Genomic DNA, 12291 nt, shown 5'->3' with positions numbered 1-12291 from the left:
ATTGCTGGATTCTTTGTGGATCGGTAGAGACCATGGGTTGAGATATGCATCAATAGTGATCCACAATAGGCCATTAAACTATAGAGGCTGCGTGGATGTTTAACAAGGAAACGACAATAATACTCGGCGCGGGCGCTAGTTGTGGCTACGGCTATCCATTGGGACATGATCTTATAGACAAGATGATCAGCGTGGCAAGTATCTGGGGCGCAAGTGATTACGACGACGCGGCTGTCCATGGCAGGCGCATAAAGGAGATGCTGACGTTCTATGACCCAGTAAGCATTGATTCATTTTTGTATCATTACGAGCATGATCCAGAATTAGTTGCCTGGTCTAAGATCTGTATTGGACAGGTGCTACTATCTTGCGCAAACCTATCGAGGTTCAATAGGGGGGGCAGTGAATCTCAGAATTGGTATCGCTTGCTGTGGAACGCCGTTGTTGGAACCACTAATGTAGAAAAGCTGGTAGACCCAGATTACCATCTGAATATGAGAATTATCACCTTCAATTATGATGCGTCCTTAGAAGCTTTCTTTTTTTCGAGGGTAAACCAGCAGAACTCCATCTTCAGGACAGCAGAAGAAAAGCGGCTATTCCTACAAAAGTTGACCGAATCAATATTTCACGTCTATGGCTGTATTATGGATTACCAATGGCAGGGTGGTGAAGATTCCAATCATTTATATGAGTTTCGAGAGCCTAGTGACCGGAACCAATATGCATATAGGTGTAGAGAAAAAATCATGCTCATAAACGAACGACAAGTTGCTACATACGACCTCATCCAGGCATGGATAAAAGAAGCAGAACAAGTTATCTTTTTGGGCTTTGGTTTTGATGATCTGAACATCGGTCCGAAGGTACTGGACTTGCAGAAGACACTGGGTCGTCGGAAGGACGGCTCGATTGAGCCATGGGCACCACTTATAAAATATACAAACTTCAACGATTCGGAAATAATTAACAGGAAGGTGGACATCCTGACGAGGCACAACCAAGGCAAGCGTGGAAGTGGATTACTAAAGTCCACCAAAGACGTATATCGTGCGCTATCAGAGGACTTCAGTCTTAACTCCCCACATTGACGCAGTCAGGTTATCCCCGCCTCCATCAAGCGTGTTCGTAGATGGTGTTGTGCTAGTGGGGATTACACTTCGTTGTCACCAGTAAAAGCTTTCAGGAAGCCTGTCAACGCAATTGTCCCTGTACTGTTAATCGGGCCATGTGTTGAGAGCCTATATCGAGCCAATAGCGCTCAAGGCGTGCTTGAGCTGCATCCTAAGTAGGATCGAAAGGGGGCGGGGCAGCATGTCGAAATGTATCTTCATGCATTCCTGCCCGCGATCTTACGTAGTTTATCGAAAGCCACTGTTGTTGACAGGCGACCCATCATTTGTAAGTTATGCCTGATTCTCAATTTTGGTTCGTTTGGCTCAAATACGTATATCTCTGCTTCCACCTGTTTGATAATATCGTGGCGCTTTTGCTGTCCTTCCGAACTGGATGGGTCCTCAATTGAGAGTATTTCATTCTGGATGAACTGAGATTTCGCCCGGACATTCTCCTCGAAAACAGACATCATTCGTTCTCTGGACTCAGCGATCTCAACACAAGCATAAAAAAATCTATTGAAAGCAGAGAAATCGTCGCTGGAGAAAGTGCTCGCGAAAAGGTGCTTATATTTTACCCAGTTATTCTCCATGATAATTCGTCGCATTGAACGATCTATCCTGTCTTTCTCGAGGACGGACATAACCACTTGTTCAGCGTGTCGGATATCCATGATAATAATGGTTGCTGCATTACGTCTTTCCGCTCGCTTTGATAGCCCATAGACCAAAATAGCCACTGACCCTACGAGTAAAGTTACAATCGCGTTTGCTATATCCATCATCAGTCATCCTTAAAGGCGGAGAGCCCGTGTCAGGTGGTATTTTGGAAACCGATGAGCGCCAGCCTCGATTAGTACGCATATCTCTTTCTCCAGCACTCAGCTTCATCGACTAGTCATTTTTCTCGGAAGCAAGCCTGATATTCGGATGGCTCTCGGGAAAAAGATCTGGTGGCAGATTTACTCCTCTGCATATGTATGACCAGTTCGAATCAATGTCACCAGATGAAAGTCCCATACCTCTGAGAATCCTCACATGAGCCCACCACCCAAATCGGACTCCGTTATAAACCCTTTCAAAGTTGATCAATCGCACTTTCCGTAGCTTTTCGTCTGTATTTGGGTGGAGGTGAGTCAGAGGTATTCGCATGCCAGTATAAAAGTCACGTTCGTATTCGATGAACTCTTCATCAGACTCATTTATAGCTTTCAGCGTTGCGACCCAGGCTTTTTTAAAGCTCTTTCCTCGAACCACTTCGCTTATCGACTGGTTCTCTGATACAGCATTGGAGAGTATTGCTTCCATCGAAGCTTGGTAGAGAACGATGACCGCTGACAGATGAGAAAAGAGTTCTGTTTCGAGTAGCTGTAAACGAGTACCGGTCGTATCAGCTGATTGATACCTTTCCTCCCATGTCTCATCGTTAGATCGTTTCTTGCACACATCGTATTCTTTCCATACCTTATAAGCTAATTGCAGGCTCCGAAACGCATTCATTCCATGGATTCGCGTCACCTCGAATTCATCAATTTCCATAGAAGTTTCCATGCTGGTGAGAAATGGTTCATGCATATTGCAATTGCTGTTCTCAATGAGTCCCTGAATTGGCGTCTAAAAGCATAGGTCTGCCTTGTAGCTATTGTGGTCGCTGCCTGTTTCCATAAGGTGGACCCAACGCTCTATTGATCGGTCTTGAATGCGTCCTCATAACCAGTTCCAATAGTCGCATGCACTTTTATGCTGCATTCAATTATGCATCTGCAGACCAACGGGATGTACTGCTCGATTAGTTTGGGATCAAAGTCATGAAAAATGACTATATTAAAATCTCTCTTATCGTCACTGATCTCAATGTGGCGTTCATGTAACGCCCTCAAATTGTTATGTGTGTGTACGCAAAGGAAGTTGTATACGGACCTGTATTCGTTTGCTAAACCGGCCTTCTCGAACTTTGTGATCTGATTTAACGGGCGAAATCCCTCGTGACCCAACGCTTTGAATTCATCTTCCCATTGAATTACCTGTACGTCAAAACCGTCAGCGTCTACCATTTCTTTAAGATAAGGATTGGAAGTTGTCTGGGCCTCCTTAGCAACGCGCAACCACTCTTTAATATCATCAGCTTGCAAGTGATTCCCATAGCTCGGGTCGTCACATAAATTCATCAGATCTACAAATGCTTCGAGTATGGAACGAGTAACAATCGGAAGCGATACACTATTTTGCTGGGTAACGAGTACATAGATAGAGTCTGCGTATTCGATAATTGTGCAATAAAGGAGAATCATGGAGCGATGCCATGCATGTTTCTTATCGAATCTTATGTGCTGGAAATGATCCAGCACTGTACTCATAAGATGTCGGTACTCCTTTATATGACCTCCGGTTGTTGTGTTCAATCGACTACTCCGCCGTTCGCAATGAGGTCTTTTTTAGGGTGCTTTACCATATGTTCTTGTCAGAAACGTCAAGAGTCCGTTGTTTTGGTCAATCACAGTTTTTGATATAATCTCCATCTCGGTGATAATGTTATCCAGCCGAGTATTGATATCATCATCGTCACCGTGATCCCAGAAGACAGATTCGTATTTGTCGACCCGCCCTTGGTGATCGTCTAATTGGGCCTCAGTTCGAAAATAATCTCGCGGCCAGTATCTGGCTAAAACTCGAGCTGCTGTTTTTATTTCCTTCGAAATTTTATTTAAATCCTCAAACGGCTTGGCCTTGTCTTTTCCGATGCGTGCCATAAATCGATACCGAGTTGCGTATATTTTGCTGAAAAGTTCCTGGTGTTGGTTGAATCGTATAAACACAACAGAGGCATTCTTTCTTGCGTCAAACTCTCTCTCGGATTCGTTGTCGTTCCTTACTACGCTATCTGTCTCAGATGGAAAGCTAAATGGCTGACGGATAAATCTTATTGCATCAGCTGCCTCGTAGAATAAAGCCAAGGAGTCTTCTGCTAAGTCAATATTTCGCCGACCGATGTGCTCGTTCTTCCAGGCGTTGATTCCGTAAATCGCTATCCATATGCCGACTAGCAGGGATATTTGGTTTAGTGCTTCTATCAAAGGACCTCCAATAAATTGACTAAATAGCCAGTATTACTTATGGGTCTATAGGTACGGATGTTTTTATCCCACTTTGAAATTTTGGGGCGACCAAAGCAGCATTAATGAGCCGGCTCCGGTATTCTGGACGTTGCTACCAAATACAGGTCATAGCCGCTGCCATCACCAATATCCCAAAGTATGCCATCAAATTCTGCCGGCTCCCAGCGACTACCAGGCCGGTATTTGACCCAATAAAAGCCTTCATCCACGACCATGATCTTTTCCGGTAGTGAGTCGTCCATAACATCTCCCTGATAGTAGCATCGATACTATGGGTATAGCACAGCATAAGTGGGCATGCAGGGAACTATGACCTTCATGCTTTACCGGCAGTTACCAGCCTTTCGATAACCAGCGCCAGCAGCTTCCTGTTCAGTGCGAAACTCCACGATATTGTGATCAGCCATGGCGTTATAGCTGGGGCAGCCTTGTGGTAAATGATAAATCCTGCTGTTGCGGTTCCCACGAATGATTCCAGAGTTGGTCGTTTGAGATGGTGCTTGTTGGGGGCTCATCACTGGATGGTCATCAGGAAGCCATGACACGACTCCGTCAGCGGTATTGGTGTGACCCAGTGTCCATTGCCGCTCACCTGTGACAAAGGGGTTATTGTGACCCATACGCGCTCCTATGCGCTGATCGCGCTCGCGCTCCCAATCAGACACAGGATATTGACGGTTCCAGGCAATCATTAGTTGCTGCTGCGCACGTGCCATCGTCAGGTCATATCGATCATGCATATAGAAATAGACTCGGGCAATCCGTCCTTTTATTTCATCGCGGGGTTCAACAGAACGTTGATCAAAGCTTACTTTGACGTCACATAACCCATGGCGATAGGGTTCGCCCGGCAAAACGCTGAATCGGTAATTGGAGCGGTCAGCGTTGACCTCGCCCAGGGCAGCGGTCAGATTGTGCATATCTGCTTCCATGACGTTGAACACGGGGTCGGTGCGGTTACAGTTGGCTCTTCCCCCATCCTGCCAACATTGACGAGCCTGGCCGATTGAGTGAGCAGGGAGTATATGTTCCCACTCGATACGCTGGGCTCGGTTCTCTTGTGCTCGGACCTGGTAACCGCATGATGGTAAGTCCACCCGTCCCCCTGATACACCCACCCAGTCGAACTTGCAGCCACAATAGAACTCTCCCTCGGTATTGCGGTCATGGTAAACGAACTGGCGAAGCTCGACCTTCGCTCGATCAAAATTGTCAGGAGCTGCCTGGATAAAGACGGAAACAAAGAGCGTTAAAAGCAAAGTAGTTATGCGCAAAACCATAAATTCAGCTCGTTCATGGCGCGGGGATGGGTTCTATTCGTCATGCTGGCATTGAGACGAGCAACGAGACTTGGCTGCCAGCAAATTGGATATCAGCAGCTCGGCAGACGAAGCGGATAACCATCAGCTCAACAAAAAGCATTGTCTACCACAACATCAGGGGAGGCAATCGCAAGAGCGTGCTTACTGCATTGAGAGCCATCGAGTCGTTTCAATTCTTATAGAGCGCGATAGCACCTCTCCAACGAAACTTCACTATCAGATATTGATTCTCAACATAGCCAAATGGGTATGTCTGCCGGTTTTTGTTGATCGTCACGCAGGGTAGGGGCCAATATTTAGTTACCAATGGCCAAAAAGAAGAATGGGGTATACTAAGTGATTAAATTATCAAGGGTTTATGTTTCCGCATTGATCTGCAGTCTTATGCTCGTCAGCACGGTTCAGGCTGCATCAACAGAAAAAGCTCAGTTGTTAAACGAGCATGGCCTCAGGGCAGAGGCCAAAAGCGAGCTGATCGACGTAATTTCGGAATCGTCATCAGATTCTGATAAGGCTTTTGCATACTACCTTTTAGGAAGTATCGCTTTTGATGAGCGGCGAGTTGCATCGGCTTTAAACGCATGGAGTACGCTAGCTTCCACATTTCCAACGTCCCAGTACGCAGTGATAGTGAGTGACAGGCTCCAGGAGCTTAGTCAAATTGTGGGTGAGGTTGGGTCCGAAGTCTTGGATAACGTGGTGGCTCAGTCTTACTTGCAGCATGCAGATTTTTGGTCCGCAGGAAAAGACATCAGATTTACGATTGACTCAAGCTGGATTCCAAATGTCGAAGCTGCAAATGCATGGTATGACAAAGTCATTCTCGAATACCCTGGCTCCCCGGCGGCGGAGCGCGCTTACATCGGCAAAATGAGGACACTGCTGGGCTGGAAGGATCCGGGGCAGTACGGTAGCAGCTACGGAATTGAGGACAATATCCAGCTTTACATGCCAATTCTGCTCGATACATTTGCCAACTACGTTAATGATTTTCCGAACGCCGGTGCTGCCCAAGCCTTTCGATATCAGATCGCACAAGCTTACTGGTCGAATAAAAATTGGGACAAGACGCGCGAGTGGCTTGACCTGATTATAGAGGACGACAACGGTGCGATGAGTTTCTATGTGGACCTGGCACAAAGGCGATTTCAGAAAATTGAATATTGACTACCTTAAAGTAGCGCCGCTCGCCATCAATCGACAATACCCTGTGGCGTGTCCGGATTTTAAGGTAAAGGTAGTCATAGTGGTGCTTCGAGATGCCATTGCTTGGCATACGTCAACTCAACCTCGTTTCGATTTCGTGTTCCAGTAGTATGAGACTACAAATTGCGGTGCAACTCGAAAATTTGACCACATCGAACAACGGTGTTTAAAAGCGACTAAATAGAGCTACTAAACTACAGTGGAGAGTTGCTATGCAAGTTATTTTTGACCAACATTACAATACGTTAGGTGCCGAGCTATTATGCCCCAATTGTGACGGTCGCTTCTTACACCATGAGGGGGTGCAGGTATTTGAACGCGAAGAAGACGATGATACCGGGCTCCATCTTATGGTCAAAAATGGTGTTTTTACAAAGGACTCAGATTTATCCGATAACCCTAGTCCGAGAAGACATGGCTTGTTCATTGAGTTTTGCTGTGAAAACTGTGATGCGCGGCCTGTATTGTCAGTTATTCAGCATAAAGGTAGCACTTATATCGACATGGATGTTACATGATATCGACCGAAACCGAAGCAAGGTTCGAAAAGAAGATATTGCTTGTCGTCTTTGGGCGAATCCCTATCAACATACTCCTTAGCGAACCGGCAGAACTTAATTGAGGCCTGGATGATTGCTGTTCATTTAGCAAATTGACGCATGGGCAAGTTAGGTGGATACTCCGCAGCAAGCTTGAGATGTCGCGGATACGAGACTTCACTGAATAAAAAAAAGAGGGTCCAGCATGGCACGCAGTCTATTAGCAGAATTCAATCGGCAAATGAGAAGAGCGGCCCGTGAAGCTGAGCGATCTCGACGTGACGCCGATAGAAGGTACAAGGCAGCCGTAAGAAGCTCTGAGCAGGCCAGTAGGGAGGCTGAAAGGGCTCGTCATCGGCAAGCCAAGGGAAAGGAGGTCGAAAGGAAACAACAAGCCAGAACAAGGGATGCTGAGAAGAAACAGCTCGAAAAACAGGCTGCGGCTGCTCAAGTAGCAGCAAGGCAGGCTCAAGTTGAGGAGCGAAACTTTGAGCTGCAAGAGATTTATACCGATATCGATACGCTGCTTGAGGCGACACTAGGCGTCGATGACTATGTCGATTTAGATACGCTAAGAGTTGTAGTAGCCCATCCTCCGTTTGATCGAGGCGCTCTCGAGCACCCGATGCCTCCCCCGCAGCCTTTAGCTTCACCAACAAAGCCCGTGTTGAATGTTCCTGAGCCCCCCACAGGCCTTCGTGCACTCTTCGGCAAGAAGAAGTACTCCCTGTCGCTTAAGAGGGTCGAGGCAGACTACAATGAAGCTCTGCTCGGTTGGCAAAAAAACGTTTCGCTGGCTGAAGAAGAACACATTAAAGCGCTCGAAGTGCATGCTCGGAAAGAATTGCAGCGTAAGTCTTCGCTTGAAGAGGAGCGGTCAAGGTACGCGAAGGAATGTGAGGTAAGGGAGGCCGAAGCTGCTGACCGGAATCTCGCTTTGGACAAATTGGTGGCTGACCTCGGTTACGGAGTCGTTGAAGCGGTTGAAGAATATGTATCTATTGTGCTGAGTAACTCGGTCTATCCTGACCATTTCCCGGTCTACTCGGACTATGAGTTCGATCCAGAACATGCTGAACTGCGATTAAAGGTACACATCCCACCCCCTCATCAGATCCCGAGTGTCAAGGCGTACAAGTACAATAAATCATCTGATGAAATCACCGAGACATCACTTACACAAAAAGCCTGCAAAGACCGGTACGCTGGAGCGGTCAATCAGGTCGCATTGCGCACCCTTCATGAGATCTTTGAAGCTGACCGGCGTGGCATTATTCAAACCGTCTCTCTCGAGGTAGGAACAGAAACTATTCAGCCAGCAACAGGCCTGCAAGCCTATATACCATTTATAGCTGTCGGCAGTGAGCGATCAGCTTTTACGGCGTTCGACCTGTCTTCAGTAGTTCCCCAGGCAACTCTTGAGCATCTTGGTGCGGCAATATCCAAGAACCCTTACGGATTGGTTCCCGCTAATACTTCTGGAGTCAGAAAAACGTGAGTAAGAGTGGGGTCGTATTCAACCCGCCACCAGGTTGGCCCAAGCCTCCAGCAGGTTGGATCCCGCCAAAAGGCTGGACGCCCGATCCATCTTGGCCACCTTTACCTGAAGGTTGGCAGCTATGGCTGCCTGCTAATACGGACGCTGCGACTTCGGGGAGTTTGCCACAAGAATCTTTCGCGCCAGCTACGGAAGAAAAGTCAGCAGTTGCTGAGTCGAGCGATGCAAGAATAGCTCTATTGGAAAGTGAGGTTCGGGCGCTACGGCAGCAATTGGACGCGGTTGGGGCTGAAGAGACGGTTGAGCTGAATGATGAGCGAGTTTTGCAAAGTGTTGGGATCTATCGTTACCACCACCCACTTGAAGATGCGGAAAGATACAGTGAGCGCTTGAAGGATCTCAGTGCTCGCATTGCTACAGCCGTCAAATCAGGTCAGGCCATCAAGACGTCCGAGATGTTCACTTACGATGGATCTTTAGCAAAGGGTCGAAAAATGTCAAACGACCTGGGTAAGTTGATGCTTCGGGCCTATAACGCTGAAGCTGACAACAGCCTGAGGGCGCTTCGAGCTGGGAATGTTGTCACGGCAAAGAAAAGACTCGAAGCGTCACGGATAGCAATTGCGAAGCTCGGTCAGATGATGGAGATGCACATAGCTGACGGGTTTCATTCACTACGGGTTGAGGAGATTGAATTAACAGCTGACTTTCTCATGAAGAAGCAGGAAGAGAGAGAAGCTGCGCGTGAAGAGAAAGCAAGACTTCGAGAGGAACGAAAAGTCGAGGCTGAACTGGCAGCAGAGCGAGAGCGCCTGGACAAAGAGCGAAGCCACATTGTAAGTGTTCTGGAGAGGCTTGGCGCAAACAGTGAAACGGATCCTATTCTGCTAAAACGACTCGAGGACCTCGATGAGGCTATCGCACAAAACGATTACCGGGCAGCCAATATCAGGGCAGGCTATGTTTATGTCATTTCCAATCGAGGCGCATTCGGCGAAAACGTGGTAAAGATCGGGCTTACGAGGCGATTGGAACCAATTGAGCGGGTTAACGAGCTTGGGGGTGCATCTGTTCCATTCCGTTTTGATGTCCATGCCCTGTTCTTCTCCGAAGATGCTGTGGGCTTGGAGTCCGAGTTACATAAACACTTTAGTGACCGGCGCTTGAACTGCGTAAATACAAGAAAAGAGTTTTTCTTTGCAAAGCCAATTGACGTGCGTGAGGTTCTGAAAGAAAAGGTCGGTAGCTTGTTGGAATTTACTGAAAAGGTGGAGTCAACTGAGTACCTACAAAGTCGTGGTTACTGGCCTGACCGAGGAGGTTCTGGATTTGATTTTGGTAAAAATAAATTGGACAGATAGTAATTTTCGTGCGATCGGGATCATTTAGTGAGAGATAGTGTGGTCGTCCTGTAGTTCCCTCCCCTCAATGCGTTGCTGTATTGATTTAACACATAAACAATGCGGAGAATCAAAGCTATTCACTGCATAAGGAAACTATATGCAAGTAATTAACATTGAAGAATACAATGAAGAAGTGGTTCTCCATTTTGGAAGCGAGCGGAAAAAAATAAACGCCTACACGCTTGCGTCGACTTTGGTATCAATAGCCGATGCGGTTAAAGAAGCCAACTCCGTTATAAATCCTGGGTACGATGTTGAAATTCTTGTGGAGGCATTTGGTGAAGGTAGTTTCAGAGCAAAAATCCGAACAAGCTACAAATCAGCTGCTAATATTTTCAGCAAGGAGAATTTGAAAGCAATTGTGCTCGCTGTTCTCGCTAACTTCATATATGAGCATACTCTTTCTCCTCACTCCAATGTCAAGATATACGTCAATACGGATGAGGTTATAATCGAACAGGGAGATAAGATAATAGTTGTCCCGCGCTCGACCTACGAAGCGACGAAGCAAGTTCAAAAGTCAGAGAAATTCAAGAAAAGCATTTCTCGAGTTTCAAACGGTCTCGAGCGAGATCAGAATATAATCAGTTTTGGCTTTACAAATAATCTCGACGATGAGCAGCCAAGAATTGAGATATCTCGAAAAGACATGCTACTACTTAGTAACCCTGACGACATAGCAGAGCCCACCCGTGAAGTCGAGGAAGCGGCCACGTTGTTCATTAAGCGTGCAATCCTTGAGCGCTCGAGGCGGAAATGGGAGTTTGTTTGGAGAGGCTTCAAAATATCTGCGCCTGTTCTTGATGAGAAATTTTATGATGACTTCTTTGCGCACAAAATAACGATTGCGCCCGGCGATCAGCTGGAGGCAAGGATAAAGATATATCAGTCAAAAGATGAAGATACTGGAATATACTCAAATGACCGGTTCGAGGTTGTAGAGGTGGGGAGGCACTTGCCCCATGTGGATCAGTCAGAGGCGCCGGTGTAAGACGTTGGCAAAAATACCATTCTTATAAAACAATGTTTTCATATTTCCGTGATCTGCTGAGTGCAGAAATGATAGTCATAATGAAGGGTTCTACCCCGATTTTACGGACACTTCAAAGAAGCCTTATGATAGGCAAAAGGAGTGTTTATGTCGAAGAGAAGAAAGTTCAGCCCCGAGTTCAAACAAGGTGCCATTGAGCAGGTTCGCCAGCCCGGTGTCAGTTGCGCCCAGGTTGCTCGCGAGCTGGGTATAGGCGCTAATCTGCTGTCGCGCTGGAAGCGAGAGGCAGAGGCCCAGGGCCAACAAGCCTTTGGCGGCACCGGCAAACCCAGAGATGATGAGATGGCTCGTCTCAAGCGTGAACTGGCCCGCGTGAAGAAGGAACGGGATTTTTTACGCGAAGCGGCAACGTTCTTTGCCAGGGAGTCGTCCTGAAGTATCAGGCGATTCAACGTTGTCGCGCAGAGTTTCCCATTCGCATGATGTGCCGGCTGCTCAAGGTGTCGGCCAGTGGTTATTACGACTGGGAAGGACGCCCGGCCAGTGCCCGGCAGGTCGATAATGAGCGACTGCTGGGCCGCATCCGTGAAGTTCACGCGGACAGCCTGGGTGCTATCGGTGCACCGCGCATGCACGAAGATCTGACAGATGAAGGTGAAACTGCCAGTAAGAATCGCATTGCGAGGCTGATGGCCACCGAGGGCTTGCAAGGTTGGCCTCGGAAGAAAAAGCGGGGACAACGCGGCAAACCTGGGTTACCGCCGCCGGATGTTAAGAACATGTTAGAGCGTGACTTTAACGCCTCGGAGCCTGAGACCAAATGGGTAACGGACATTACCGAGATAAAAACCGGCGAAGGCAAACTGTATTTGTGCGTCATTCTGGATCTCTACAGCAAGCTGGTAATCGGTTGGTCCATGCATCATCGACAGGATCGTCAGATGGTGATCCGTGCAGTCGAGATGGCTATCTGGCAGCGCCAGGGCGGTTGGTCTGTGATCCTGCACTCTGACCGTGGTACGCAGTTTCGCAGCGGTGATTATCAAAATTTCCTGAAGCGAAATACGCTGATCTGTTCCATGAGTGCAGTTGGACATTGTG

General features: G+C 47.4%; 12 protein-coding genes and 1 pseudogene. 7 read left to right on the top strand and 6 right to left on the bottom strand.

Going from position 1 to position 12291, the window contains the following annotated elements; translation table 11 throughout:
- Positions 1–95: 95 nt before the first annotated feature.
- Positions 96–1091 carry a hypothetical protein gene (locus ENH71_RS01550; RefSeq protein WP_294132880.1) on the top strand — a complete coding sequence of 332 codons (996 nt, stop codon included), beginning with the start codon at positions 96–98 and terminating at the stop codon, positions 1089–1091.
- Between the two features lie 239 nt (positions 1092–1330).
- On the opposite strand, the gene ENH71_RS01545 is transcribed toward ENH71_RS01550, so the two are convergent.
- The 6 genes from ENH71_RS01545 to ENH71_RS01520 form a co-directional block, all read right to left on the bottom strand.
- Positions 1331–1900 carry a hypothetical protein gene (locus ENH71_RS01545; RefSeq protein ID WP_294132883.1) on the bottom strand — a complete coding sequence of 190 codons (570 nt, stop codon included), beginning with the start codon at positions 1898–1900 and terminating at the stop codon, positions 1331–1333.
- Positions 1901–2009: 109 nt separating this feature from the next.
- Positions 2010–2654, bottom strand: a complete 645-nt coding sequence (locus ENH71_RS01540) for a hypothetical protein (protein ID WP_294137398.1) — start codon at positions 2652–2654, stop codon at positions 2010–2012.
- Between the two features lie 143 nt (positions 2655–2797).
- The gene (locus ENH71_RS01535; RefSeq protein WP_294137393.1) at positions 2798–3472 is read right to left on the bottom strand and encodes a DUF5677 domain-containing protein; all 675 of its coding nucleotides are present in this window, start codon (positions 3470–3472) and stop codon (positions 2798–2800) included.
- Between the two features lie 78 nt (positions 3473–3550).
- Positions 3551–4189, bottom strand: coding sequence for a hypothetical protein (locus ENH71_RS01530; RefSeq protein WP_294137390.1), 639 nt, complete (start codon positions 4187–4189; stop codon positions 3551–3553).
- A 101-nt stretch (positions 4190–4290) separates the two neighbouring features.
- A complete protein-coding gene (locus tag ENH71_RS01525; protein ID WP_294137389.1) occupies positions 4291–4473 on the bottom strand; it encodes a hypothetical protein in 183 nt (60 codons plus the stop codon).
- 81 nt (positions 4474–4554) lie between these two features.
- Positions 4555–5511, bottom strand: a complete 957-nt coding sequence (locus ENH71_RS01520; RefSeq protein WP_294137387.1) for an endonuclease — start codon at positions 5509–5511, stop codon at positions 4555–4557.
- Positions 5512–5889: 378 nt separating this feature from the next.
- On the opposite strand from ENH71_RS01520, the gene ENH71_RS01515 reads away from it, so the two are divergent.
- The 6 genes and pseudogenes from ENH71_RS01515 to ENH71_RS01490 form a co-directional block, all read left to right on the top strand.
- Complete coding sequence (locus ENH71_RS01515) at positions 5890–6720, top strand: tetratricopeptide repeat protein (protein WP_294137385.1); 831 nt, start codon at positions 5890–5892, stop codon at positions 6718–6720.
- A 251-nt stretch (positions 6721–6971) separates the two neighbouring features.
- Positions 6972–7277, top strand: a complete 306-nt coding sequence (locus ENH71_RS01510) for a hypothetical protein (RefSeq protein WP_294137383.1) — start codon at positions 6972–6974, stop codon at positions 7275–7277.
- Positions 7278–7503: 226 nt separating this feature from the next.
- On the top strand, positions 7504–8796 hold the full coding sequence (locus ENH71_RS01505) for a hypothetical protein (protein ID WP_294137381.1): 1293 nt from the start codon (positions 7504–7506) through the stop codon (positions 8794–8796).
- Positions 8793–10157 (top strand): SNIPE associated domain-containing protein, encoded by a 1365-nt coding sequence (locus tag ENH71_RS01500; protein ID WP_294137379.1) that lies wholly within the window; start codon positions 8793–8795, stop codon positions 10155–10157. Before ENH71_RS01505 ends, ENH71_RS01500 begins: the two co-directional genes overlap by 4 nt.
- A gap of 139 nt (positions 10158–10296) precedes the next feature.
- Positions 10297–11190 carry an LAPAL motif-containing putative phage structural protein gene (locus ENH71_RS01495; RefSeq protein WP_294137377.1) on the top strand — a complete coding sequence of 298 codons (894 nt, stop codon included), beginning with the start codon at positions 10297–10299 and terminating at the stop codon, positions 11188–11190.
- Positions 11191–11337: 147 nt separating this feature from the next.
- Positions 11338–12291 (top strand): annotated as a pseudogene (locus ENH71_RS01490) (IS3 family transposase); the annotation flags it as partial.

The organism is Pseudohongiella sp., from assembly GCF_011050365.1.
Taxonomy (GTDB): domain Bacteria; phylum Pseudomonadota; class Gammaproteobacteria; order Pseudomonadales; family Pseudohongiellaceae; genus Pseudohongiella.
This window is presented reverse-complemented; position numbering and strand designations above follow the sequence as displayed.